The organism is Bacillus cereus group sp. MS39, from assembly GCF_040448665.1.
Taxonomy (GTDB): domain Bacteria; phylum Bacillota; class Bacilli; order Bacillales; family Bacillaceae_G; genus Bacillus_A; species Bacillus_A wiedmannii.
In genome coordinates, this window is the sequence record NZ_CP123058.1 from 3871892 (window position 1) to 3898315 (window position 26424).

Consider the following 26424-nt stretch of genomic DNA (forward strand, 5'->3'; position numbering starts at 1 on the left):
TACCTCAAACTTAATTCGACATGGAAATCTAAATTCCTTTTATAATAGAAAAAAAGCTTGGCAAACGCCAAGCTTTCTCCTTATAATTCTTTACCTTCTACTGGTAGTACGTTTTTCACCGCTTCTATCACTTTCTCATCTTCTGTATCAGATAAGAAGATTGATATAGCACCTTTATCGTCGCTCGTACGAATTAAACGTCCAATCCCTTGACGAAGACGTAAAATCATATACGGTACATCTACATCCCAGAATGGATCATTTACATGTTTACGCTTCGCTTCAAACACAGGATCGTTTGGAGGGAATGGTAATGACCAAATAATAACATGCGATAATGACGAACCAGGAATATCTAAACCTTCCCATAAATGAACAGCACAAAGTACAGTCTCTTCTTCATTTTGGAAACGAGAAACGAGCTGACTAATTTCTTGATCCCCTTCATATAGGAACGGAACGGACATTTGTTCTTTACTTACATATTCTTTAAACGCTGCAAGTTCTTGTGTTGTACGGAATAATACAAGTGTACGTCCATTTGTTTTCTGTATATTTTCAAGTGTATATTGACACTTTCTTTCCCATTCGTTCTCTTTCGTATGCGATAGTAAGTTTACTGCCATTTGCTCCTCATAATCAAACGGTGAGGCAACTGAGAATGATAAGTAATCTTTTACCCCTAGGCTATTTGCTGTAAATGCGAATGAATCATTGTTAGATAATGTAGCAGAAGAGAAAATATACGGGATTTTCTTCGAGAATACTTTCTCTTGTAACACTTCTTCAACTGCACGTGGCATAATCACTAACGTGAAGGCTCCATCACCTTCTTCACCCCATGTAATTACATTTTTCTCGTGCATGAACAGACGAAGTGAATGTTCTAATACATCTAAATGTTCATCAACGATATTTAAATCATACGTGTTTACTGTATGCATTTCACTTTCAAATACTAATGCATCACCGACTTCACCAATTTTCGCATAAAGTCTATTCGCTTCAGCTGTTACTTTTTCTGTCACAGTAATTTCTAAACGATCGGAACCGGCGATTTCCTTTTTATTTTCTTGTAACACATCAAAGAATCGCTCTGTTTGCCAAATTGTTTCTTCTACTAAATGTGCAAACTCTTCACGAATATCATTTTGCAACAATCTTGTTAAAAGTTGCTCCATCATCGTTTGCTTTAAACGATATGTTAAAGCTTTTTGAGCTGCATATTCTACAAGATGTCCCTCATCGAATACAACGCAGCTACTTTCAGGTAATAACGGAATTTGCCCTTCACGCTTACGAGCATCGTACGTCCAAATATGATCCATGTAGAAATCTTGAGAACAAATAATTAAATCTGCCGCTTTACGATAATGTTCACGAGAAAGAGTTTGACCACAACGATGACGAGAATCACAAGTGAAGCAATCTTGGAAGTAATCCCAATTTACTTTTGACCATTCCTCATCATTTAAAAGTGGAAATTCTTTTCTGTCGCCGTAGTGAGTAAAGTTTTGCATCGTACCATGATCGAATACAAACTGTGGTAATTCGTAGTATACATCTTCAATTACTTCTGGAGCTCGTCCACTCATAACATCTTCAAGTTTACGTAAACATAAATAATTATCCATTGATTTCGCAAGTCTAACATCAACAGATAGTCCTAATGCTTCAGATAACTTAGCAATGTCTCCTTCTTCTTTCACAAGCTGCTCAATTAACGTTTCATCAGCACAAGCGATAATAGCTGGTTTTCCAGTATAACGCGCATAGCAAATTGCATATAGAAGATATACAATTGTTTTCCCTGTTCCTACACCCGCTTCTGCGAACATTACTTTCTTTTCTTGGAAAGCACGCTCTAATTGAAACGCCATAAAAATTTGTTCATCACGCTCTTCAAAGCCTTTTTCCGGAAGGATATCGTAAAACACATCTCCAATCCATTCATTCAACTTATCATAAAAATTATCTTGTTTTCCTACTTCAAATGGTAATCTCTTCTCAGTAAACATCCTTAGCCTCCAACCAAAAAGTTTTTCTATAAAAAGATATAGCAACTGCTACTCATATGTGTGCAGCCACTTTCCCCTGTTGCCATACATAGAAATACACGAAAAAAAATTTTCCTTTCGAAAAAGGAAAATTTTTTTCTATATTAATGACTTTAAATACCGTTTATCAATCGTTGTTTCGTGTGAAAGAGCTGACAAATATTCTTCTTGTGCTTTTTGTATTTCCTCTACAATCGCACCTTGGCTATCCACTTCTTTCCCGATCTCATCATACGTACGATGAATAGCTTTTTGAATCATAGATAATTGGAAACTATCCATATCACGTCCTCCTTTACGCATTACATAATAGCCAGTATATGCGCGCTGGAGGAGTTTTATACTATGAATTACGCGGTGGACGTTTTCCGAAGTATTGGTAGTAATCTGTACGGATAAATCCATTAAACAGTTTACGTTTCTTCGATGCATCTTTTCCATAACACTTTTCAAATGCTTCGTAGCTTGTTAATACATACGCTGACCATGTATCTAATGGGCGGAATACTTGTCCCATTTCTTTGTACAATTGTTCAACGAGTGCTTTTTCACTTAAACGTTCTCCGTATGGAGGATTCGTTACAACATAGCCATAATCCTCTTTTGTCGTGAAATCTTTTACTTGCATTTGTTTAAATGTAATTAAATCACTTAAGCCCACTTCTTCTGCATTATCTTGAGCAACTCGGATCATACGATGATCAATATCTGATCCAATGATTTGTAGTGGTTGATTATAATTCGCTAAATCTTCAGCTTCTTGACGAGCTTCACGCCAGTTTTGTTTACCAACCCAGCCCCACTCATCTGATGCGAAGCCACGGTTAAATCCTGGTGCAATATTTTGTCCAATTAATGCTGCTTCAATCGGAATTGTACCTGATCCACAGAAAGGATCTACGAAAGGACGATCCGGCTTCCAGTTTGTTAACTTAATTAAAGACGCAGCCAATGTTTCTTTTAATGGGGCTTCCCCTTGATCCATACGGTATCCACGTTTATGAAGTCCAACACCACTTGCATCAATTGTTAATGTTGCAATATCCTTGAGCATTGCGATCTCGATACGGAATAACGGACCATCTTCTTCAAACCAAGTTGTACGTTTATATGTTGTTTTTAATTTTTCAACGACAGCTTTTTTAACGATACGTTGGCAATCTGAAACACTGAACAACTCAGATTTTAACGATTTACCAATTACAGGGAATTCTCCATTCTCTGGAATATAATCTCCCCAGTTTAATGCTTTCGTTTTTTCAAACAGCTCATCAAATGTTGTCGCTTTGAATTCGCCAACTTTAATTTTCACACGGTCCGCAGTACGTAACCATAAGTTCGTGCGACAAATCGCCTTTTCATCTGCTTCAAATGTTACTTTGCTATTTTCCACTTGGCATTCATAACCAAGATCACGAACTTCTCGGGCAACTAACGCTTCAATACCCATTGCCGCTGTTGCAATTAAAGTAACTTTTCCCATTTGCATTCACCTCTTATGTATAGTTAAACAATAATTAATAGCAATTTGTCCTATTAATCATTACATTTTACGAAGAATTTTCTCATTAACCATTTTAACTCATAATTTATAACTTCATACAAATAAAAAGCCCTCCTCTAACAAAGGAGAGCTGAGTTATTTCATAGTTGGTTCATAACGTTCTGTAAGCCATGTTCTGTTCCTTTGTACTGCAAACGGCCCACGCCTCGTACTCCGGTGGCAATCATCTATCTACAGGTTATACAACCTGTCCTTTCCCATCGTTCATTTCCTTGGAAAAGATTCCCCTACCATTATTTGGGTTTCTCGCTCGTGGGGTTTACCTCGTTCCACTCCTATCATTTCTTCAAGGACTTCGTCACTGTGGCACTTTAAAGGTAGTCAAACCATATCCGAAAGGACTTAGGTTTTTTCCCTGCCGTTAAACCAGCCTTACAGCCAGAATACCCTAGCTTATGAATTGGCTAGGCACGAACACTACAGCCATCTCAGGCCGTGCGAGCATGGACTTTCCTCTACAACGTTGGCGTTGCAGCGATTACCCAAACGTTATGACATCCATTAGTATAGTGGAAACAAAAAGATTTTGCAATGTTTTTTTCTATGTAAAATGCTTTAACCTTTTTACCACTAGAAATTATTCGTATAACTTACTTCCAAATACAGCTTTTTCTAAATTAGATAGACGTTTTAAAATGTCCGTATTCGTGTTGTTATATACAGGTTGTGCAACTGGTGTTTGTACAACTGGTTGTTGTGGTACTTGCGTTGCTACTAATTTTTGTTCCTCTAATTCACGCTTTAAACGAGCATTTTGTTGCTTTAATTGATCAAACTCCTTGTGGAAAGCTTCATAGTCTTTAATGATCATATCAAGAAACTTGTCTACTTCTTCTTGTTGATAGCCTCTCATGCCTGTTTTAAATTCTTTTTCTAAAATATCTTTCGCCGTTAATTTAATTTTATCCGAAATCATTTTCTTCACCTCAAATTTTTGCCAAAACTTTCATTACCTAAATTTTTTCAGAAACAATGCCTTTTGTCAATCATATATACGAGTACTATATTACATATTACTCAGCATTATTCCACTGTTCCTCTTCTATTATATCTTGTAAATCAGAAAAAAGAATAAAATAACTGTGATAATTTTCTATTTCTCCTTTTTTCTTTGCTGCTTCTACAATATATTTGGGACTCCCTGGTTTTTCTTCATCATATACAGCTAAAAGTGCATCACTTTTTTCAATAAAAAATTGATTTTTTAATTTAAATTGTTCCAGGCTTTCGTACTTCCGTTTCGTAATACTATCAATATGGTCTGCTTGAGAGAGAATACATTCGTAATATTCACGGTTATCTTCCTTCCAGCTTTCTTCTTGTTCTAAAAACGGAGTAAATACCGCTAATTTTAGATCTGGATATTCTACTTGAATTTCAAAAACAACTTCAGCAGCCCATAATTCGACTCCTAACTGTCCACTTATTATCACCCATTCCAAACCTTCTTCTACAAAAGTAGTTAATTTTCGATGCAATGCTTTTTTTATACATTCCACCCCTGGATGATCATTTTTAAATATACCAAGTTCAAATGGCTTATATCCCGTTACAGCAATAACTTTCATATCAACACTCCAATTACAAAAAAAGAACTAGCATTTCGCTAGTTCTAACATATCATTTACTTTTTAAATATTCCACCAACGTTTGGTCCAATATTCGGACCTACTGGTGATACATTGTTTGGTAAAAATGGTGATACGTTTGGTCCGAATGGTGATACATTTGGTCCTGGTCCAAATGGTGATACGTGATGTCCATGATGTCCATGACCACATGGTCCACATCCGCCGCCGAACCCTGGGTCAATCGGGTCTACAACATTTACATTCGAGTTTGTTTGTGGGAAGAAGTTTTGGTTTTTAATTTGTTGATGATGAACATGTGTTGTATGCGTTGGGAAAATGTGTGGCACCACCGTTGTTGAAAAAGAATGTGTTACACACTGTTTCGTCGGATGAATGACAGGAGCAGTTGTACAGATAGGTCCTACAGGCTTATGCCCTCCAAAACAAGGATGACAATGATGCATAGTTTTTTCTCTCCTCTCTCGTTAAAAAAATCTGACTACACTTTACAATATGAGAAAAGAGAGAAAGCCGTTTGTTATATATACCCATTTATTACAAGGAAATTTGTCTAGCCTTCTGCTTTATACGTAATGCTTTTTATAGACAACCCCCAAGATTACTTACCAAAAAAACCTCCAACTTGCTTTACAATACCTGTCACTTGGTTCATCGCATTCATCATTTGTCCAGCTGTATTCATCATTTTATTTACATCATAGTTACCATCTGAGTTTTTAAATTGGGAAACAAAACTAGAAAATTGACTCGGTTGCTGTTGTTGTTTTTGTTTATTCTGCGTCGGGTACGGTTGTTTTGGTGGATAAAACATCGCTTGTTGATTTCCATAGGGAGATGGTGGTGGCATATAGTATTGTGAATTCATATAAGGTTGCTGTTGTTGATCCATATAGGGTTGCTGTTGTTGATCCATATAGGGTTGCTGCTGTTGATTCGTATAGGGTTGCTGCTGTTGATCCATATAGGGCTGCTGTTGTTGTGGTTGATTCATAAACGACACTTCAAATGGCTGGTAATAATTTTGATTTCCATAATTAGGCTCGAAAGGATACATATTATACCGTAAATATGTATCCGTATTATATTGGTACATATTTTGCTGTGCATATGGATTAGATTGCTGATATACGTTAGATTGTTGAAACATGCATTCTCTCCTCCTTCACATAAGTTTCTACATATATAATATGTACTTGTAAAATAATTTGTGTGGCGGAGTCTCTGTCTATTTTTGTCGGAAGTTTAAATTTTTAAAAAATTAAAAAAGAAAACCCTTCCATGCTATGATAGTCAAGAAGAAGATTCTCATGGGGGAGGAATCAACATGGTATTAGGGGATTTAAAACAAGCGTTTTCTCAAAAAAAGGGGTATTACACAGAGAATGTAAATGAATTGTTAGACTTTGCGAGACATTGGTATCTCGAAGGAAAAATATGCATTTCAGATTACCGAACATTAATAAAAGAATTAGAAATAAACGGTGCAACAAAGCCTACAACAATGACAGAAGCATAAAAAAAACAAGAGGGTTTCCCCTCTTGTTACTTACATTGCTCAATTATATTTTGCAAAGTATACGAAATGGCTTGATGTGTTTCAAAGAATCGCTTACCTTTACCTTTATTTACAAAACATTGCAAAACATTTGTCTGTAAATTATCGTACACTTGATCAATTTGCTGTACATGTATATACTTCGGTTTTTCTTCCTTAATCCATTTATAAGCTAATTCTTTCCACACTTTTAATTCCTCATCTACCATATCTACAAATGGTTTCATATCCTTATAAAAATCGTACTCAATCATTTCTCTTTTTTTCACATTCGCTTCATTATTATACTGCATGAGTTTTTCTGAAGATTGTATTAATGCTTCATACTTCATTTTATTCCCACCTTATTATGCACTCACTACGACGTTTTGAAATGCCTTCACCCAATTCCCTTTTTCTTCGTGATGCACTAATTTATTTTCCATATGCTCAATATGCATTTCTGTTATTTCTATTTTATTGCATATTTTTTCACTCGTATCCTTCAATGCATGATTCATTCTAATCCCTATATTCATTTCCAGCAAATCGAGAGAACTTAACATTTGATCCATTGTTTTCATTACATCTTCCTTCTGAACCATCGCCATATACAAAACGCCCCCTTCTTTGCTTTTCCTTTGTCATGTAATTTCGCCGAATGACTCCTCACTCCTGCTCACATGACAAAACTAGTTGTTATTCGTCAAAGAAATCATTTTGTATGTCATTTATAGAAATGGTAACAATACAAAAAGGAGGTGTATGAAAATGGCAAAGAACAAAAACGAAAAAAAGAAAAAACAAAACAAACAAAATAAACCCGAGACTGGCAACCCTAAGTTAGATGGTCCAAACTTCCCTGCTACATAAAGTGAAACTTTAATCAGCGGGGTTTTTGTTCATCCCCACTGATTATTAGCCTTCTCAATCGGGCTTTTACGGGCAGTTGATCCACACCTAAATTCTTTGCTTTTACTGAATTTTGAGACGTGGGTCTTACTGCCCGGCAAGTAGCGGGATAAAGTGAGACTTTAGCGCTTTTACAAAAAGCTAATTTCTGAAGCATCCTTAATCTCTTATATTCATTACGTTTTGAGATTAAATTCTTAGCATACACGGCAGGATTACTTCACATTAAGAAGTCCCGTCTTCATTTATGAAGACGGGACTTCTTTTTTATTATATCACGAACTCATCCATCCTTTTAACAAAACGATTTACGATAGAAGCAACATAGATTTGCTCCCTCTTTCTTTTATACCATTCTGTTATATCAACTTCACCCTTATACTCTTCCAGTAGAAACAACTCATTTATTTCCTTATCTCTACAAAACCAATCTCTCATACTTATTTCCTTATGTGCAACGACAGGATAAACCTCTCTAAGGGCTGGCGTACAAGATTTTCTAGCTTCTCTTACATAATATTCATAATCTGCTCTTGATCCTGTGTGTATAGTTTGCAATGCAAACCTATGGAATAAACTTTTATAATTCGGATGAAACAGTAACTCCGCTAATTTCTGCCCTAGTTCTATACGCTTTTGTAACGTTTCAAATTGATAAACTGAAAAACCATACATCCTCCCTTCAACAGTCGGAAAAATAACAGCACTAATATGAAGCATTTCTTGCAATTTAAAAAGTGCAGTATGGAATACATGTTTTTTAAAATATGCATTCTCAATAACTGGTTTTTGAATTTTATTTTGCTCATTTATAATAAGCGCTGTCATGAGCCTATTTATATCTTTTTTTTCCCAAAAATAAATCCATTCTTTTTCCATGAAAATTGATACGTTAAAATATTGTAACAAATAGAATAGTGGTACCTGCCTCCTCTTACTTTCTTCGTATAACAATAGCTGAGGAAATGCATCTAAAAAAATAATCCAATTCGCTTCTTCATAAGTCAGAAACAAATGTTTTTTTACTGTTTGAGGTAAAACAGTAGCATAATACCTCCCTTTTAAATCAGTCATATTCCATCCCGCATTTCTCGAGACCATACTTGCTAAAAAGGCCCACCTAATTTCACTGTTCCTTACATAATATTCTTGATAAGACTGTGTTCGAGAAATGTTGTCCATATTAGCCATTTCTATTTTCCTCTTAATGTTATAAACGATTGTTTTTTCTTCGTCTGTACAAACCATATTTTTACGATATTGTTTAATTTTCTCATAATCATTCCATGTAAACATAAATAAGTCATCATACCTTTCTTCAAAAAGGTCACATCTTTTTTCATTTTTTGTTATAATCACCTTTGTAAGTAATTCTTAGCAAGTTGGGAGTGGACACACTATGACCATTCGTTACCCAAACGGAAAACGGTACAATCAAGCTTCACAACCTCATAAAACACCAATTAAAAAACATACTTATAGTAATAGAGGTATGTCCCTTGAAGAGGAATTGAATGAAACAAATGAATATTACTTAACCCATAATATTGCATGTGTACATAAAAAACCTACACCTCTTCAAATTGTAAAAGTAGATTACCCCGCTCGAAGTGCTGCAGTGGTAAAAGAAGCGTATTTTAAACAACCTTCTACAACAGATTACAACGGTGTATACAAAGGGAAATACATCGATTTTGAAGCGAAAGAAACAAAAAATAAAACCAGCTTTCCACTTCAAAACTTCCACCTTCATCAAATTGAACATATGAAGCGAGTAATCGCTCATGATGGAATTGCATTTGTTATTATTAAATTTACACTTTTTGATGAACTTTATTTACTAGATGCAAAACATATTATTGCATTTTGGAATCGTCAAAATACTGGTGGACGGAAATCGATTACGAAAGAAGAAATAGAAGAGCATGGATCTTTATTATCATGCGGTTATCACCCTCGGATTGATTATATCCGTGTACTAGACACGGTTTATTTTTCGTGATAGAGTCATCACTAAGGCTCTTTTTTCGACTTTTGGGGGAGAGAATGAAAGGTAGGAGAAAGTATAATGTCAGATAATTATCGTTCTCGTACAGAACGAAATCATGTAAAAAATCAAAAGCAAGAAACAAATAAAGAAGAAAAACCAAAGAAAAAAGGCTCCTTTTTTAAAAAATTCCTTATAGGTTGTCTACTTCTTGGTATCGTTGGTCTTGTAGCTAGCGTTTCCGCTTTCTTTGTTATGGTGAAGGACGCTCCAAAATTAGACAAATCAAAACTTGTCAATCCTTTATCAACAAAGTTTCTTGATAAGAATGGGAACTTTTTCTATGAATACGGTGCTGAAAAACGAACCCATGTTACTTACGATCAAATTCCAAAAGTAGTTGAAAATGCATTCCTTGCAACTGAGGATTCACGTTTCTATGACCATAATGGAATTGATTTTAAACGAACTACAAAAGCAGTTATGGAAAATGTCACTGGTGGTTTCGGTTCCCAAGGTGGTAGTACGATTACACAACAAGTAGTTAAAAACTATTTTCTAACGATGGAAAAAACCGCAAAACGAAAAGTGCAAGAATGGTACTTATCTTACAAATTAGAGCAACAATACTCTAAACATGAGATTTTAGAAATGTACTTAAATAAGATTAATCTAGGTAATCGCTCTTACGGTATTGCAACAGCGGCTCAAAAATATTATCAAAAAGATTTAAAGGACTTACAATTACATGAAGCTGCTATGCTCGCTGGCTTACCTCAAGGTCCTAACATTTATGATCCAACAAAACCAGAAAATGTTGAACGAGCAACAAATCGTCGTAATATTGTATTAACATTAATGAATCGACACGGCTATATAACAAAAGAAGAAATGAATAACGCAATAAAGATCCCTGTAACTGAGGGTCTAAAAAAATCAGAACTAACTGAAATGAAGTTTCAAGCATTTTTAGATGCTGTCGTAAAAGAAGTTGAAAAAGAATACCCTGATGTAAATATCGGTTCAGATGGTTTAACGATTCATACAACCCTTGATCAAGGTGCTCAAGAGTACGCTGAACAAATTATGGATGGCAATCTCATTAAGTATCCAAACGATCAGTTCCAAGGATCATTTGTATTTATGGATACACAGTCTGGAGAAGTTCGAGCAATTGGTGCTGGGCGTAAAGAAAGTAAGTCTACTTTCAAAGGTCATAATATGGCTGTTGATTTAAAACGCCAAGTTGGTTCAACAATGAAACCAATTTTCGATTATGGTCCTGCAATTGAAAACCTTCAATGGTCTACTTATCATCAATTAAATGACTCTGAATATACTTACTCTGATGGCACAAAGATTAAAAATGCTACCGGTAATTTTAAAGGTGACGTTTCACTTCGTGAAGCATTGAAGAAGTCATTAAACATCCCGGCTTTAAAAACAGCTCAAGCAGTCGGTATTCCTAAGGCAAAAGAGTTTGCTGAAGGTTTAGGCATGACGTTTAAAGATGGGATAGCACATGAATCTACTGCAATCGGTAGTAATGAAAGCTCTCCGTTAGATGTCGCTGGGGCTTATGCAGCATTTGGAAATGACGGTGTATACAATAAACCTCATTTCGTTAAAGAAGTTATTTTCCCAGACGGAAAAAAGAAAAGCTTTAAACCGAAAGAACAACGTGCAATGCACGACCATACAGCTTACATGGTTACTGACGTTCTTCGTGACGTAGTAAAACCTGGTTCCGGCGGTACAGGGCCAACAGCATATGTTTCTGGCTTTGACGTTGCTGGTAAAACAGGAACACAAAACTTTGATGCAAGAGATATAAAAAAATATGGCATCCCAGCTGATGCTAACAGAGATAGCTGGTTCGCTGGATATACACCACAATATACGATGGCTGTGTGGACTGGTTACGAAAAGAATGGGCCAGAAAATTACATTAGCGATCGTTATACTAGAATTGCACAACAAATGTTCCAAGTAATGATGAGCAAATTCGCTACAGATAAATCCCGTTTCGAGCGTCCTTCTTCTGTACAAGAAATAAACGGAGAGTTATACGTAAAAGGTGCGAAAAAAGATGCAATTAAACAAATTAAAGTAGATGCACCTAGTGGTCTTAATGTCACTTTCGATGGCGCTAGTACTGTTACACTAAACTGGTCTGGACCAACAGAAGTTGATGCGTATGCAGCAAGCTATAAAGCGACTGACGGTTCAAGTGGTAGCCTATCAATAAGTGGTACGACAGCTTCTCTTGGTGGTATTAAACCTGGCGTTACTTACAGCTTCTCTGTAGTAGCGAAAAAAGGTACTGGAACAAGCCCTGCAATTGGTGCATCCTTCACTGCACCTGGCGGAACTCCAGACCCGAAGAAAGCTGAAGAAGAGGCTGCCAAAAAGAAAGCCGAAGAAGAAGCTAAGAAAAAAGCTGATGAGGAAGTACAGAAAAAAGCTAATGAAGATAAACAAAAACAAGAAGAAGCTCAGAAAAAAGCTGCTGAAGAGCAGCGTAAACAACAACAACAGCAACAACAAGAACAACAACGTAAACAACAAGAAGAAGCTCAGAAAAAGGCTGCTGAAGAAGAAGCTGCTAGAAAGAAAGCCGAAGAAGAAGCTGCTAGAAAGAAAGCTGAAGAAGAGGCTGCTAGAAAAAAAGCTGAAGAAGAGCAACACAAGCAACAAGAACAACAACAAAATACCGGAGGAGATACACCTCACGCAGACGGAAATGTTGTCACAACAGAGTCTTAATACAAAAAAAGAAGTCCTTTCTCTTAACGAGAAAAGGACTTCTTTTTTGTTATCATTTTCTTAACATATAGCTTTTCTATTTCAATATACAACTGCGCTAACTGAATATAGGAATGATAATTATTCGGTTTCTTTATAATGAACGAATATCGCTCCATAAAATTAACTGGTTGTACTTCCAATTTACTCGTATAAGCTTCCATTTCATTTAAACTATGAACAGGTTGCTCATTTAGCCAATATATAATCGATAACAAATGTGCCGCAAAAAGAATCATTGGACCTTCAGCTTCTTGCTTATTTCTGTTTCGGAATAGTGTAGCAATGTCTTCATGCTTACTTTTCCATACATTCAACAGTACAGGAATACTATTTTCAATTTCATTCCACGGCTCATATTGTCTTTCAATATCAAATATAAAGTAAGTCTTTTGTATTATTTCTTCAAAAGACTGATCTGTATGATACATAATCGAAGTTACGCTTTCTGTAAAAAATGGTAAGCACCGAAATTCTTTCGGTATTTCTATAACTCGCTCCATCCTTTATTTCCCCTTCATTCGCTTCTTTCCTTCACGACACACTTCTAGTAATCGGCACTCTTCACATTGTGGTCGCTGTGCTTTACAGTGGTAACGCCCAAAGAAAATCATACGATGATGTGTAACACCCCATTCATCCATCGGAACTTTCTTCATTAATGTCTTTTCTACTTCTAACACCGAATCTTTCCACCTACAAATCGCTAACCGTTTACTCACTCTCTCTACATGCGTATCAACAGCAATCGCTGGAATTCCAAATGCAACCGAAACAACTACATTCGCTGTCTTTCTTCCTACTCCTGGTAATTTCGTCAACTCGTCACGGTCTTCTGGAACTTTCCCGTTATAATCATCTAGCAACATCTGGCACAATTTTTGAATATTTTTCGCCTTATTTCTAAACAATCCAATGGAACGTATATCTTGTTGTAATTCTTCTAAAGACACGCTTAAATAATCTTCCGGTGTTTTATATTTTTGAAATAAATTTTTCGTCACTTTATTTACAAGTGCATCTGTACATTGTGCAGATAACGCCACCGCGATTACTAATTCAAATGGATTATCATGAATTAATTCACAATGTGCTTCTGGATACATATCCGCCATTTTGTCTAAACAATAGCGAATTTGCGTTTTATTTAACATATACTTCCTCCTACATTACTGCTCCAACCAATTATAAAAAGGCACTTTCCCAGTAAATTTCGTCTCTTGTTTTGTCGTTTGCTGCGTTCGTTGTTGATTTGCTCTAAATTTCCGTCCTTGGTTTTGGGCTTGATCTACTGTTTTAATACCATTCTTTTTCCACTCAAATAAAATACGATCAATATATCGGAAATTAAGCTTACCGCTCATTACAGCTTCCCTGAGGGCCGCTTGAATTAAATTCGGATGATGTTGATCTTGATCTTCCCACATACCCAACGTTTCACATTCAAACGGAGAAAGTGGTCTTCCAAATTCTTTTTCAAATACTGTATATAAATTTACTTGCAGTTGTTTTATTTCTTTTTGTTCTTCCTCTATTGATTCGTTCATTAAGAAATGCAATATTTTTTCCCATAGCGGTTGTAAAGAATAACTTTCACACATCATCGCTTCTGATTTTTGTCCACCTTCTAGTGATAAAAAACCTTTTTGAATCAATGTCTGAATTACTTCCATACATTTCATTTCAGTAATCGTCATCCGTTCTGAAATCTCTGACGGAGTCGGAAACGAATTGCCCGATTCTAAAAATGTGTGTACATGAAGTACAACCATAAATTCCATTTCATTTAACCCTAATTTTTTATAATGCATCATAAGTAATTTTGGAATTGCAATGCTTCCCTGCTCAAACCACTGTAACATCATTTTCTTTTTCATCACCAAACACCTCGCTCTCTAGTATAACACACCTTTCGCTATTTCTTTTTGCCACAATTCGTCAAAAAAACCTTCCTATTATGTAGGAAGGTTTTTTTGTATTGCGTTAATAAAATATACAATTAAGCTTGCACTTTACTTTTCATAAACGTATGAATGCGTTCTAATGCTTTCTCTACTTGTTCAAGAGATGTCGCATATGATAAACGAACGTTATTTGGAGCACCAAATCCTGTACCTGGTACAAGAGCCACTTTTTCCTCTTCTAATAGAGCTTTTGCCCAATCATCCACAGTTTCGTATCCTGATAAAGCTACAGCTTCTTTTACATTAGGGAATAAGTAAAATGCACCTTGTGGTTTAATGCAAGTAAAGCCAGGGATTTGAATTAATTTATCATAAATAATGTTTAATCTTTCTTCAAATGCTTGACGCATTGTTTCTACAGGTTCTTGTGAGCCTGCATATGCTGCAATTGCGCCGTATTGAGCGATTGAAGTAGGGTTTGACGTACTATGACTCGCTAAGTTCGTCATCGCTTTAATAAGCTGCTTATTTCCTGCTGCATATCCAATACGCCATCCTGTCATAGAATGAGATTTAGATACACCATTAATAATAAGTGTTTGTTCTTTTAATGCATTAGAAAGCTGGGCAATCGAAGTATATTCTGCTCCACCATAAATTAATTTTTCATAAATTTCATCTGAAACGATTAAAATATCGTGTTCTAAACATACTTCTCCAAGCTGTTGTAATTCCTCTTTGCTATAAATCATTCCTGTTGGATTGCTCGGTGAATTAATAATAACTGCTTTCGTTTTCTCTGTAATTGCCTCACGCAGCTGCTTCTCTGTAATTTTGTACTCATTGTCTTCCAGGCCTTCTACGTAAACTGGCTTACCTCCAGCAAGCTTTACTTGCTCAGGATAACTTACCCAATAAGGAGTTGGGATGATAACTTCATCTCCTTCATCAAGTAACACTTGGAATAATGTATATAATGCATGCTTTGCACCGTTACATACAATAATTTCAGATGGATCATACGCAATTCCTTGATCACGTGTAAACTTCTTCACAATTTCTTGTTTTAACGCTTGTAATCCACCTGTTGGTGTATACTTCGTATGTCCTTCTAACATCGCTTTATGTGCAGCATCCATAATATGTTCTGGCGTATTAAAGTCAGGTTCTCCTGCCCCTAATCCGATTACATCATGACCTTCTGCTTTTAATGCTTGTGCCTTTGCTGTAATTTCTAAAGTTGCAGATGGTGTTAAAGCAGCTACTCGCTTTGCTAATTTCATTTGTAGTTCCCCCTACATCTATTTTTCAATGCTGTAGTGACCAGCATAAGCCCCATTTTGAAACTCTAAATAATAATACGTATAACGATCTTCCTGATCAATATATGTAATTTCCCACAACGGAATATCGTTTTGAGCACCTAATTTTACTTTTATAATTTCTTTTGGCTTTGGCTTTGGCTCATCACCTTTTCCTGTAGCTTGTTCAGCCAACTTTTGCAAAGCTTCTTTTTCAGGAATACCTTCACTCTTTTTCTTCACAAGGACATTCCCTTTTTTATTAGGCACCCAAACAATAATTTGTTCTCCTTTTTCGTCTACACCTTGTACGACTGTATATGAAGAATTTCCATTATAATAATCAACAGATTTTACTTTTGTAAGCTTTGCCTTTTCTTTTGCAATTTCTACAGATTTTTCCTCTTTATGGATTTTCTTTTCCATTGCTTTATTGTAAACATACGCCCCATATATTCCGCTAGCAACGATTACGATAACGATTGCAAAGATCCACTTTTTCATTGTATCACTACGTTCTGTAAATCGTAAATACAGCTATTTCTTTATCTTTTTCGTCTAATGCTAATCCGAACATGAGGTCCTGTTCTTTTAACGTACGATTCAAACTATCAACAATTTTATACAAGTCAGACGAATATTTAATACGCGTCGTTGATAGGACTTCGATTTTCTTATCCATGAAAAAACTCCTCCGTTACACAAAAATTTCTAATTATAGAAGAACGCAATACGGTTACAATAAGAGTACATTCTTTACAACCCCTGCTTCATCACCCATCTATTATAGCAGGACATGTACTGCAAAAAAAGGTTTCAAGTCGAAAACCAATACATTTTGTATACAAGAAGTAAGAAAAATAAAATTCCTCCTACCCACATTTTTTACGCCTGAAGCTTAAATGTACTTCAGGCGTATTTTTCTTCCAATTTTATTTATTTGGCCATGCCTTTAATTGTTCTAATAATTCTTCTAGAGGGCCTTCATAAAGCGGAACAGTTGGGATTGATTGTAAAAAACGTTTTCCATAAGAAGCGCTTATCAAACGACGGTCTAATACAAATACTGTTCCGGTATCTGTACTTGTTCTAATCAGACGACCAAATCCTTGTTTGAAACGCAAGATTGCTTGCGGGAGTGCTAACTTAGCGAATACGTCCTCTCCTTGATTTTTTAAACACTCTCCTTTTGCTTCCATCATCGGTTGATGAGGAGGCGTAAAGGGAAGCCGTACAATAACAAGACAACTAAGGGCATCTCCAGGTATATCTATCCCTTCCCAAAAACTACTTGTTCCTAACAAAATCGATTTGTCGAACTCTTGAAATTTACGAATGAGACGACTTCGGCTCTTATTATTTACACTTTGCGTTAATAATAAATACCCCTCTAATTCTTCATCATTTTTCAAATTCGTATACGCTTCTTTCAACATTTCATACGAAGTGAATAAAACAAGCATTCTACCTTTTGTAGCTTTCGCTATTTTTGCAATATGTGCCGATACAGATTCAATATATTCTTCATTACTTGCTTGCTTAATAAAAGGCACATCTGTTGAAACCATTAATTTCATCTGTTCTTCAAAACGGAATGGTGATGGAACCTGTAATGTATTGGGAGCAAAATCATGTAAACCTAGCTCCTCTTTTATATAGTCAAATGAATCGTTTACTGTTAACGTTGCTGATGTGAAAATAACACTCTTTTTCTGTGTTAAAAATTCATCCGCAAGCCTTTCACCAATATGAACAGGCTGTGCATATAAAACGGTTGAATGAATTGTTCCCTTCGTTTCAGTCTCCATCCATGTCACGTATGAATTTTTTTCTAAAATGAGTAATTGTAAAGATTGTTCCATCTTTCTCAACAACTCAATTAAATGCATAAATTCACCTGTAACAACATGCATCTCCCATTCTAATTTACTTTGCAATATATCAACTTGCTTCTCAAGTGTAGTCAATAATTTTCTTACATCGTATACAAAACGATTTGTTAACTCGGTAATGCTATCCCATAACTTACCTTTCTCTACTTCCGTGTTATATCGATAAATGAGTGGCATATTGCTTATCCCTTGTTCCTGCTTTGTTTGTTTAAAGATGAAAGCACGTAACATTTGGAATAGCTCATCCGCATCAAATTTCAATTCCTTCAAACTATGACTCACCATACGGAAAGTCGAACGAGAGGCTTGCTCTGATTTTTTCATCATTTTATATACTTTAGAAAGTACATCATCTGTTTCTAGCGTACCAAGACGAGATAAAACTAATTGAAAATACATACAGGAGAACTGTTCACCTAATGTTCTACTCGCCGCTTCCTCGATATGATGAGCTTCATCAAAAATAATATGTTCACATGAAGCAAATAGTGGTTCTTCACTTGAAAAATCTTGAAATAATAACGCATGATTTGTAATAACGATATCTGCAAATAATGCTTTATTCTTTGCTCGTTGATAAAAACAACGGCTATACCAGTTGCTTTGCATCCCGCCTGGACTATGTACATCACTACAAATGCGGTTCCAAAGTAACTTTCCGCCCTCAGGAATATTTAATTCATCACGATCGCCAGTTTCTGTTTGCAATAACCACACTAAAATTTTTGCCTTTGTGAGCGCCATATCATAATTTTTCTCTTCCTCTTGCAAAGCATATTCAAATTTATGTAGACAAAGATAATGCTTTCTTCCTTTCAAAAGAGCTACTTCAAATGAAAATGGCATTATTTTCTGTAATAATGGAATTTCTTTTTCTAATATTTGTTGTTGCAGTTGTACTGTTTGGGTACTTATGATGACAGGTTCTTCTTTTTTCGTTGCAAAATAAATACTTGGAAGTAAATATGCAAGAGTCTTCCCTGTTCCTGTTCCTGCTTCAATTAGTGAAAACCTAGAATCTCTTAGTGCTGTATATATTTCCTTCATCATAATCTGTTGGCTTTCTCTTTTTTCAAACTTTGGCATATTCAATTCCAGGTTATCGATTGCCTTATGCAAGAAAGCATCAAATTTAGATGAACATGTTTCACTGAGATTTAAAGCATAATTCCGTTTTCGAAGCGCAATATTTCGATACACTTCATACCCCTCTGCCGCTTTTCTACCATGCATCATTTTCTTTAAAATATTTTCAGAAAGTACATCCGCTATATCACTTTGAAAAACATCGCTCAATTCATAGAGCGATTGCAAGGTGACAAGTGGTAACTTTTCAATTTCATTTAAAAATTGTAAAAATAATTCCGCTGTTGCAAGAGCATCACTATCCGCACGATGCGGTTGATCGTGCTCTAATTCATGTTGTTTAGCTAAATCACGTAATTTATAACTATCAGCCGTCGGCAAAAGAATTTGCGCCAACTCAACTGTATCAACTTTCGGACAATGTACTTCTGTATATCCAGCCTGCCTTAATTCTTCCGTTAAAAAATTCCAATCAAAGTGAACGTTATGTGCAACGAAAGCTGCACCTTGCAATAGCTCAACAACCATCGGGGCTACATCTTGAAATAACGGGGCTTGCTTAACCATACTCTCATCAATCCCTGTTAATTCTGTAATAAATGGCGGAATCTCTCTCTTCGGATTAATAAAAGATGAAAAAATCTCTAATATCTCTCCATCTTCCACTACAACAGCTGCGATTTGGGTAATTTTATCCTTCCCGTCCTTCCAGGAGTTCCCTGTCGTCTCTAAATCCACAACGACATAACGCTTACTCATATATGTAACACCTCAATTTCTTACCTATCAAACGCAAAATTATATAATGTTACTATACCACGTTTTATCTCATCTTAATGAAAAGATGCACAAAAAAGCTACCTCCGTAATTAGAGATAGCCTTCTTACTTATAATATCGTACCCGCTTTTTCAGCGCCTAACATTTGGATAATTTGATTATCATCGTCTAATACTGCAATTTTCGGCTCTTGGTTATGAATATTTTCTTCTGCCACTAAACCGTAGCAAATAATAATAACTTTATCCCCTGGCTGTACAAGCCTTGCAGCTGCACCATTTAAACAAACAACACCGCTACCGCGTTCTCCTTTAATAACATATGTCTCTAAGCGCGCACCATTATTGTTATTTACAATTTGTACTTTTTCATTTTCTACAAGATTTACTGCATCCATTAAATCTTCATCAATTGTAATACTACCTACATAATTTAAATTTGCTTCTGTTACCGTAGCGCGATGTAACTTCGCTCTCATCATTGTGCGAAACATAGATGCTCCCCCTTATTTAACCGTTAATGTTATATTGTCAATTAATCGTACATTCTCAAATTTAACTGCAATTGCTAAAATCATTCGTCCTTCAATTTTATCTATTACTTGTAGTGAAGGATAGGCATATAAATCAGCATAATCTACAGTGCCTTTCGTATACGTCTCAATATACTCTTTCACAAGAGTTGTAATGATTTCTGCATTACATTCGCCTGCTTCAATTCTTTCTTTCGCTTTACATAGACTGCGGTATAAATGAGGAGCCTCTTCACGCTCTTCTTGTGATAAATACACGTTACGAGAACTTTTCGCTAATCCATCTACTTCCCTTACAATATCCACTGGTACGATCGTAACCGGAATATTAAAATCAGCGACAAATCCTTCAATGACAGCAACTTGCTGTGCATCTTTCATACCGAAATAGGCACGCGTTGGCAATGTAATATTAAATAGTTTCATTAGTACAGTCGCAACTCCAGCGAAATGACCAGGTCTTTGTTTGCCACATAATACATCGGTACGTTTCACAACTGCTACTGTTGTCGTTTGTTCTGCTGGATACATTTCTTCTACGCTCGGATAAAATAAATAATCTACACCGTTTTCTTTTGCTACATTTTCATCTCTATCCATATCACGAGGGTATCGATCTAAATCTTCATTTGGCCCAAACTGTAGTGGATTGACAAACACGCTTAAAACTACAATTTCATTTTCTGCTCTTGCCTTACGTAATAAAGTCGCATGACCTTCATGTAAATAACCCATCGTTGGAACAAAACCAATACTTTTTCCACTTATACGAAGTTCGTTTGTAATTTGCTGCATCTCTTGCACTGTAGTTACGATTTTCATTATTGTTTTCCTCCGTATAACGCTAAGCATTCTTCCTCTTTCATTGTGAATGAATGTTTTTCTTCTGGAAATTGTCCTGTCTTTACTTCAGTAACGTATTGTGAAATCCCTCGCACAATCTCCTCTTGAACAGACGTATATTGCTTTACAAATTTCGGAACACGATTTACGCCGTATGAGATAAGATCATGATAAACAAGTACTTGCCCATCTACTTTTTTCCCTGCTCCAATTCCAATCGTCGGAATTGTTAGTTGCTTCGAAATTAATTCCGCTAACTGCATTGGCACACATTCTAACACAAGCGCTATCGCACCAGCTTCCTCACATCTCTTCGCATCTTCTATTAATTTTTTTGCACTTTCAGCATCTTTTCCTTGTACTTTATACCCACCTAGTACTCCTACAGATTGAGGAGTTAAGCCTAAGTGTGCCACGACAGGAATTCCCGCATTCGTCAAGTAATGAATAGTTGATACCACTTCCCCTGCACCTTCTACCTTCAGTGCATGAGCACCACTCTCTTGAACAATGCGGCGTGCATTCACCATCGTATCTTGAGGAGAAACATGATACGACATAAATGGCATATCAGTTACAATAAACGTCTCTTTCGCTCCTCGGCGTACAGCTTTCGTATGATGAATCATATCCTCTACTGTTACAGGTACTGTTGAATCGTAGCCGAGCACAACCATCCCAAGGGAATCTCCAACTAGAATCATATCAACTTCAGCTTCTTCTGCTAACTTAGCAGATGGATAATCATACGCCGTTAGCATCGTAATCGGCTCACCTTGCTCTTTCATCTTCAAAAAATCTGTTTTTGTTTTCAAAAACTACTCCTCCTTTATACAGGAGAGAGGAGATGGCCGAAATCATATAAAAAACCCCTCTGGCCATAAAAGGGCAGAAGGGTTGTGTGTTAGTCGGCATTATTCATCCCTCTGTCCCAGTCCGTTATTGGATCAAGGCAGAATCCAAGTTATTATTTTTCGTATTGCTTCGAATCATGGTGCAGTTCGCTCTGATACTGCCCACATTCGAACTAATTATAGCAAACTCCAAAAAGGAATTACTACATTTTTTTGAAAAAATAATTTTTTATTTCCATTAAGGTATGTGAAATTTTTTTATAAATAACTCAATCATAGAAAGATAAAGCTTTGTTTAAAATGCCTCGTATAACTCTTAAACTAATGATGCAGGTTAATTGAGAAACGTACTTACAAAAGGAGAATTGCGAATGTTTATGAACAAATGGTTATTTCCATTCACCGGTTTGCTTCTGATGCTTGTAGGGATGATAACTTTTAGCTCCTTCCATGCATTTGCCTCAATTAACGTCGTAACACAACTTATCGATTCAACGAAAGTAATTGAGGTCGAACTGAATGATGATTACTTTCATCCAAACGTCATCACCATTCCAATTGAAGAGTCAACAACATTGTTATTAAAAAACAAAGGTAAGAATGAACACACCTTTACAGTAAAAAAACTCGGCATTGATGTCATAGTCGAGTCAGGAAAAGAAAAAAACATTACCGTGAAACCTAAAAATACTGGTACATATGAATTAATATGCCGGTACCATCTTCTTAAAGGAATGGAAGGCAAAGTAATAGTCAAATAAAAAGAAGTTCCAAAAAGGAACTTCTTTTACTTAATTTCGATATCCGCAGAATGAATGTGATGTACTTTCCCTTCATGGTCCTCCAGAAGCAATACACCATCCTCTGTAATTCCTTTTGCTACACCTGTAATTGTCTCTCTCATCGTTCGAGCGGTAATTTCTTTCCCGATGCTCACAGCGTAACTTTCCCAAAGAATTTTAATGACAGAGAAACCATTTTGTAAATACTCTTCATATAATTTTTCTAGTTGTAAAAAGATTTGTTGCATAAGCTCTGCACGAACAATTGGCTCACCGGATTCAATCGCTAAAGAAGTAGCAATATGTTGAATTTCCTCATCAAAATGTTCTTGCTTTTGATTCGCATTAATACCAATGCCCATAATGACAGCATTAATTTTATCAGGATCTGCCTGCATTTCTGTTAATATACCTACAGCCTTTTTACCTTGAATTAAAATATCATTCGGCCATTTTATTCCTACGTTTACACCCGTGCACTTTTCAATTGCTTGTGCAACGCTAACAGCCGCTAATAAAGTAAGTTGTGGTGCATGATGAACCGGGATTGATGGACGTAAAATAATACTCATCCAAATTCCTGTTCCTTTTGGTGAATGCCATTTCCTGCTTAAACGACCTCTGCCGGCTGTTTGTTCTTCTGCCACAATAATCGTTCCTTCTTCTGCACCTTCATAAGCAAGTTTTGCTGCAATATGCTGCGTAGATTCAACAGACTCTTCAAAATATACCGTTCTACCAATATGTTTCGTTTGTAACCCTAACTGAATTTCATTAGCAGTCACTTTGTCTGGCTTACTCGCAATTCGATAACCTAATCGACGCACAGCTTCAAGTTCATATCCCTCATTCCGAAGGTCCTCCATATGTTTCCACACAGCGGTTCTTGAACAACCAAGTTTATCACTAATCGTTTGGCCAGATACAAACGCGCCATCCGCTTCTGAAAAAACTTGCAATAACTGCTTTCTTATAGTAGATTGCATTCTTGCAGCCACTCCCTTATACACTCTTTCTCATTACCTACGTTTCCTTGTACGATTGCTTCTTCAATTTTTTGAATCATTTCAGCAACCCACGGACCAGGCTTTTTATTTGCCCAGTTTAATAAATCATTCCCAGTCACATTCATTTCTTGGCGACTCTTTATTGGCAATTTTTCAAACAACGTTTGTACCCGTTTAACAGATGTATTATCATAGCTTTCAATCATCGCTTCATATACTCTTTCTGCCATTTCAGCGATATGAATTCCCGTTTTATAAAGAAGAACTGTATCCCAATCCTTCTCCTTTCTCGTACGGATTGTTAATAAAACTGCAACGATATCTTTTATTTTTTTATTCGAAAACTTCCATTGACGTAAAAAGACAGATGGATGCTCTTCTCCAATACAATATAAGAAAAATGCCCATGCCTCAATATCCGTTTCAAAAGAATCCCAGTTATACTGCGTAGCTTTTAACAATCTCTCTTCTGACATTTGTAAATAGGGTAGATGAGAAAATAGCTTCGTTTCTACTAATTCTTGCAAGCCCTTCACGCAATATGTACCAGTTAACAGTTTCTCAAACTCCACTGTAATTCGCTCAATTGCAATATGTTCTAGCAAATGTCCATATGTTTCTATTGCTTGTTTCGTTTTCATTTCTAAAGAAAAACCTAACGTACTTACAAAACGAATACCACGCATCATTCGCAGGGCGTCTTCTTGAAAACGATCCGCAGCATTGCCAACCGTCACAATTTCTCTCTTTTGAATCGCTTGCTGTCCAGCAAATAAATCAACCATTTTGCCTTCTTCTGTCATCGCAATTGCATTCATTGTGAAATCACGACGTTTTAAATCCTCTTCTAATGAACGAACGAATTGAACACTACTAGGTCTTCGAAAATCTTCATATTCGCTCTCTGTTCGAAAAGTGGTTACCTCATAAGGTTCACCATTTTCTACCACAATTACAGTTCCATGCTCAAGACCAACAGGAACATGTCTTGGAAATATAGCCATCACTTCTTCTGGTAAAGCAGATGTCGCAATATCAATATCTCCAATCGGCCTATCGATAATAAGATCTCGTACGCTTCCGCCGACAAAGTAGGCCTCATGTCCTTGTTGCTTTAAAGTCTCAATAATAGAACTAGCTTTTTTAAATATTTCCATTTTTGTCATCCCTTAGTACATCGTAGTAAATCGTTTCATATTGTGAGACGATTTTTTCAGAGCGGAACTGCTCGTAAACACTTGCTCTTGCTCGCTCTCCCATATTACGGTGAAGTTCTTCATCCTTTAATAGCTGAATGGCTTGATTTGCCACTCCTGCTGGATTGCCAACTTCACATAAATATCCTGTTTCACCATGTTGAATGACTTCTGGAATACCTCCAACCCTTGTTCCGATACAAGGCACACCACACGCCATCGCTTCTAATAAAACAAGACCAAAACTCTCCTTCTCTGATAGAAGCAACATTAAATCACTCATTGCAAGTAGCTCTGCAACATTATCTTGCTTCCCTAAGAATAAGACGCGATCTTCAATATGTAAATTTTTCACTAACTGTAAAATCGTGCAAAATTCTGGTCCATCTCCAACAAGAAGCAACTTCGCATCTACTTCTGTAACAACTTTAGCAAATGCCTGAACAACATCTTGCACGCGTTTCACTTTACGGAAATTTGAAATGTGAATTAGTATCTTTTCACTCTCACTTATACCGTATTCTTTCTTTAATTGAGACATATCACGCTTGAAATATACACGCTCGTCTATAAAGTTATATACCGTTTGAATGTTTTTATTTGGTTTTACAAGCTCATGCGTTTCGCTAATCAATGAATGCGAGACAGCCGTCACAACATCAGATTGCTCAATACCAAAACGAATTAAATTATTTAGCGAAGGGTCGGAACCTAACACAGTAATATCTGTTCCATGCAAGGTTGTAACAATTTTAATACGCTCCCCAATCATTTGTTTTGCTAAATAAGCACAAATGGCATGTGGTATTGCGTAATGCACATGTAAAATATCTAGGTTCTCTCTTTGTGCAACCTCTGCCATTTTACTCGCTAACGCTAAATCGTATGGTGGATATTGAAATACAGAGTATTGACTTACCGTCACTTCATGAAAATAAATGTTTGGATACACTTTATTTAATCGGAATGGTAAACCCGATGTAATAAAGTGTATTTCATGCCCGCGTTCCGCTAATTGCTTTCCTAATTCTGTTCCAACAACTCCAGAACCACCTACAGAAGGATAACATGTAATACCTATTTTTAATTTCATTTACATCCCCCTACTAAATCAGCATGTAATAAAACCGGTTTCTTACTCTTAAATCCCTCGGCATATAAGACTCCAACTTCTTTTCCAAACATTTTCTCTCGAGCGACCACAGTTTCAACGTAACCTTCTGTTAACGGCGTTTTCACACCATCACTACCTGTTAAAAACTGACTTTCATATGCTTCTAATGCTTCCACTTTTATAGAAAGGTACTCACTTATATCTATACAAAAATTCGGTTTATGAAAACCATTAATCATATAATAATAAAAAGACTCCACGCGATGTGGCGAAACCTCTGGCATATATTTACGAATTCCCGCTGAAAAAATAGCTTCTTCCACAAGTTTTGCACAATTTGCATGATCTGGATGACGATCTTCATAATACGGCGCAAAAACTAGTTTTGGTTTATATGTACGAATCACCTTTACAATTTCACGTATATACTCTTCTTTCATATACAAACCACGGTCTGGCATCGCTAAATTCAGTCTCGTTTTTACTCCCATTATACGAGCTGCCGCCTTTGCTTCTTCTTTTCTCAATTCTATCGTTCCATTAGAAGAAAGGTCAGCTTCTGTTAAATCACAAATACCTACTTCATACCCTTGCTTCGTATATTTAGCAATGGTACCAGCCATGCCGATTTCAACATCATCGGCATGAGCACCAAACGCTAATATATGTAATCCACTCATAAT

General features: G+C 36.2%; 29 protein-coding genes and 1 other RNA gene. 5 read left to right on the forward strand and 25 right to left on the reverse strand.

Translation table 11 applies throughout. The annotated features are described in order from the left end of the window. Positions 1 to 80: 80 nt before the first annotated feature. The 8 genes from QEP67_RS20020 to QEP67_RS20055 form a co-directional block, all read right to left on the reverse strand. Positions 81 to 2018, reverse strand: coding sequence for an ATP-dependent DNA helicase (locus QEP67_RS20020; protein ID WP_000493718.1), 1938 nt, complete (start codon positions 2016 to 2018; stop codon positions 81 to 83). A 138-nt stretch (positions 2019 to 2156) separates the two neighbouring features. Next, positions 2157 to 2339 carry a DUF3921 family protein gene (locus QEP67_RS20025; RefSeq protein ID WP_000376889.1) on the reverse strand — a complete coding sequence of 61 codons (183 nt, stop codon included), beginning with the start codon at positions 2337 to 2339 and terminating at the stop codon, positions 2157 to 2159. Positions 2340 to 2400: 61 nt separating this feature from the next. Then, a complete protein-coding gene (locus QEP67_RS20030) occupies positions 2401 to 3540 on the reverse strand; it encodes a class I SAM-dependent RNA methyltransferase (protein ID WP_000521230.1) in 1140 nt (379 codons plus the stop codon). Between the two features lie 180 nt (positions 3541 to 3720). Next, positions 3721 to 4111, reverse strand: an RNA gene (gene rnpB, locus QEP67_RS20035) — RNase P RNA component class B. An 87-nt stretch (positions 4112 to 4198) separates the two neighbouring features. Beyond that, the gene (gene gpsB / locus QEP67_RS20040) at positions 4199 to 4537 is read right to left on the reverse strand and encodes a cell division regulator GpsB (protein ID WP_000622425.1); all 339 of its coding nucleotides are present in this window, start codon (positions 4535 to 4537) and stop codon (positions 4199 to 4201) included. A gap of 97 nt (positions 4538 to 4634) precedes the next feature. Beyond that, on the reverse strand, positions 4635 to 5189 hold the full coding sequence (locus QEP67_RS20045; protein ID WP_353706387.1) for a DUF1273 domain-containing protein: 555 nt from the start codon (positions 5187 to 5189) through the stop codon (positions 4635 to 4637). Positions 5190 to 5245: 56 nt separating this feature from the next. Continuing rightward, positions 5246 to 5656, reverse strand: a complete 411-nt coding sequence (locus tag QEP67_RS20050) for a CotD family spore coat protein (RefSeq protein WP_046955205.1) — start codon at positions 5654 to 5656, stop codon at positions 5246 to 5248. Between the two features lie 155 nt (positions 5657 to 5811). Continuing rightward, positions 5812 to 6360 (reverse strand): YppG family protein, encoded by a 549-nt coding sequence (locus QEP67_RS20055; RefSeq protein ID WP_000487712.1) that lies wholly within the window; start codon positions 6358 to 6360, stop codon positions 5812 to 5814. A gap of 177 nt (positions 6361 to 6537) precedes the next feature. Between QEP67_RS20055 and QEP67_RS20060 the strand changes: the two genes are divergently transcribed. Further along, a complete protein-coding gene (locus QEP67_RS20060; RefSeq protein ID WP_000242661.1) occupies positions 6538 to 6729 on the forward strand; it encodes a YppF family protein in 192 nt (63 codons plus the stop codon). A 26-nt stretch (positions 6730 to 6755) separates the two neighbouring features. Here QEP67_RS20060 and QEP67_RS20065 read toward each other — a convergent pair whose 3' ends face one another. Both QEP67_RS20065 and QEP67_RS20070 read right to left on the reverse strand, forming a co-directional pair. Beyond that, positions 6756 to 7100: a YppE family protein gene (locus QEP67_RS20065; RefSeq protein WP_000872967.1), complete on the reverse strand. Its 345-nt coding sequence runs from the start codon at positions 7098 to 7100 to the stop codon at positions 6756 to 6758. A gap of 15 nt (positions 7101 to 7115) precedes the next feature. Then, positions 7116 to 7358, reverse strand: coding sequence for a hypothetical protein (locus QEP67_RS20070; RefSeq protein WP_001252042.1), 243 nt, complete (start codon positions 7356 to 7358; stop codon positions 7116 to 7118). Between the two features lie 85 nt (positions 7359 to 7443). Between QEP67_RS20070 and QEP67_RS20075 the strand changes: the two genes are divergently transcribed. After that, positions 7444 to 7620, forward strand: coding sequence for a hypothetical protein (locus QEP67_RS20075; protein ID WP_001982922.1), 177 nt, complete (start codon positions 7444 to 7446; stop codon positions 7618 to 7620). Positions 7621 to 7929: 309 nt separating this feature from the next. Here QEP67_RS20075 and QEP67_RS20080 read toward each other — a convergent pair whose 3' ends face one another. Next, entirely contained in the window at positions 7930 to 8955 is a 1026-nt protein-coding gene (locus QEP67_RS20080) for a DUF2515 domain-containing protein (RefSeq protein ID WP_002108635.1), read from the reverse strand. 103 nt (positions 8956 to 9058) lie between these two features. Here QEP67_RS20080 and recU point away from each other — a divergent pair, with 103 nt between their 5' ends. Continuing rightward, positions 9059 to 9661, forward strand: coding sequence for a Holliday junction resolvase RecU (gene recU / locus QEP67_RS20085; protein ID WP_000155596.1), 603 nt, complete (start codon positions 9059 to 9061; stop codon positions 9659 to 9661). Positions 9662 to 9727: 66 nt separating this feature from the next. Beyond that, positions 9728 to 12412 (forward strand): PBP1A family penicillin-binding protein, encoded by a 2685-nt coding sequence (locus QEP67_RS20090; RefSeq protein WP_001283111.1) that lies wholly within the window; start codon positions 9728 to 9730, stop codon positions 12410 to 12412. A gap of 23 nt (positions 12413 to 12435) precedes the next feature. On the opposite strand, the gene QEP67_RS20095 is transcribed toward QEP67_RS20090, so the two are convergent. The 10 genes from QEP67_RS20095 to panB form a co-directional block, all read right to left on the reverse strand. Then, a complete protein-coding gene (locus tag QEP67_RS20095; RefSeq protein WP_000442672.1) occupies positions 12436 to 12954 on the reverse strand; it encodes a YpoC family protein in 519 nt (172 codons plus the stop codon). Between the two features lie 3 nt (positions 12955 to 12957). Beyond that, on the reverse strand, positions 12958 to 13605 hold the full coding sequence (nth, locus tag QEP67_RS20100; RefSeq protein WP_000933016.1) for an endonuclease III: 648 nt from the start codon (positions 13603 to 13605) through the stop codon (positions 12958 to 12960). A 15-nt stretch (positions 13606 to 13620) separates the two neighbouring features. Further along, a complete protein-coding gene (gene dnaD, locus QEP67_RS20105) occupies positions 13621 to 14328 on the reverse strand; it encodes a DNA replication protein DnaD (protein WP_000728534.1) in 708 nt (235 codons plus the stop codon). A 122-nt stretch (positions 14329 to 14450) separates the two neighbouring features. Then, positions 14451 to 15638 carry an aspartate transaminase AspB gene (gene aspB, locus QEP67_RS20110; protein ID WP_000761550.1) on the reverse strand — a complete coding sequence of 396 codons (1188 nt, stop codon included), beginning with the start codon at positions 15636 to 15638 and terminating at the stop codon, positions 14451 to 14453. Positions 15639 to 15656: 18 nt separating this feature from the next. Next, positions 15657 to 16160 carry a DUF5590 domain-containing protein gene (locus QEP67_RS20115; protein WP_000758745.1) on the reverse strand — a complete coding sequence of 168 codons (504 nt, stop codon included), beginning with the start codon at positions 16158 to 16160 and terminating at the stop codon, positions 15657 to 15659. A gap of 7 nt (positions 16161 to 16167) precedes the next feature. After that, positions 16168 to 16338, reverse strand: a complete 171-nt coding sequence (locus tag QEP67_RS20120) for a YpmA family protein (protein WP_000358351.1) — start codon at positions 16336 to 16338, stop codon at positions 16168 to 16170. 250 nt (positions 16339 to 16588) lie between these two features. Beyond that, the gene (gene dinG, locus QEP67_RS20125; protein WP_000044945.1) at positions 16589 to 19393 is read right to left on the reverse strand and encodes an ATP-dependent DNA helicase DinG; all 2805 of its coding nucleotides are present in this window, start codon (positions 19391 to 19393) and stop codon (positions 16589 to 16591) included. 129 nt (positions 19394 to 19522) lie between these two features. After that, the gene (panD, locus tag QEP67_RS20130; RefSeq protein ID WP_000490191.1) at positions 19523 to 19906 is read right to left on the reverse strand and encodes an aspartate 1-decarboxylase; all 384 of its coding nucleotides are present in this window, start codon (positions 19904 to 19906) and stop codon (positions 19523 to 19525) included. Between the two features lie 12 nt (positions 19907 to 19918). Further along, the gene (panC, locus tag QEP67_RS20135) at positions 19919 to 20767 is read right to left on the reverse strand and encodes a pantoate--beta-alanine ligase (RefSeq protein WP_000707016.1); all 849 of its coding nucleotides are present in this window, start codon (positions 20765 to 20767) and stop codon (positions 19919 to 19921) included. Next, a complete protein-coding gene (panB, locus tag QEP67_RS20140) occupies positions 20767 to 21603 on the reverse strand; it encodes a 3-methyl-2-oxobutanoate hydroxymethyltransferase (RefSeq protein ID WP_000853116.1) in 837 nt (278 codons plus the stop codon). Before panB ends, panC begins: the two co-directional genes overlap by 1 nt. A gap of 410 nt (positions 21604 to 22013) precedes the next feature. On the opposite strand from panB, the gene QEP67_RS20145 reads away from it, so the two are divergent. After that, the gene (locus QEP67_RS20145) at positions 22014 to 22403 is read left to right on the forward strand and encodes a cupredoxin domain-containing protein (RefSeq protein ID WP_000480940.1); all 390 of its coding nucleotides are present in this window, start codon (positions 22014 to 22016) and stop codon (positions 22401 to 22403) included. Between the two features lie 26 nt (positions 22404 to 22429). Here QEP67_RS20145 and QEP67_RS20150 read toward each other — a convergent pair whose 3' ends face one another. Genes QEP67_RS20150 through bshB1 form a run of 4 tightly spaced genes read right to left on the reverse strand, consistent with a single transcriptional unit; the run spans position 22430 to position 26421 of the window. Continuing rightward, a complete protein-coding gene (locus QEP67_RS20150) occupies positions 22430 to 23410 on the reverse strand; it encodes a biotin--[acetyl-CoA-carboxylase] ligase (protein ID WP_001192032.1) in 981 nt (326 codons plus the stop codon). Continuing rightward, on the reverse strand, positions 23395 to 24588 hold the full coding sequence (locus QEP67_RS20155) for a CCA tRNA nucleotidyltransferase (protein WP_000402222.1): 1194 nt from the start codon (positions 24586 to 24588) through the stop codon (positions 23395 to 23397). Before QEP67_RS20155 ends, QEP67_RS20150 begins: the two co-directional genes overlap by 16 nt. Continuing rightward, entirely contained in the window at positions 24575 to 25720 is a 1146-nt protein-coding gene (gene bshA / locus QEP67_RS20160; RefSeq protein WP_000768318.1) for an N-acetyl-alpha-D-glucosaminyl L-malate synthase BshA, read from the reverse strand. The genes QEP67_RS20155 and bshA overlap by 14 nt, the downstream gene beginning before the upstream one ends. Then, positions 25717 to 26421 carry a bacillithiol biosynthesis deacetylase BshB1 gene (gene bshB1 / locus QEP67_RS20165; protein WP_000015668.1) on the reverse strand — a complete coding sequence of 235 codons (705 nt, stop codon included), beginning with the start codon at positions 26419 to 26421 and terminating at the stop codon, positions 25717 to 25719. Before bshB1 ends, bshA begins: the two co-directional genes overlap by 4 nt. Between the last annotated feature and the right edge of the window lie 3 nt (positions 26422 to 26424).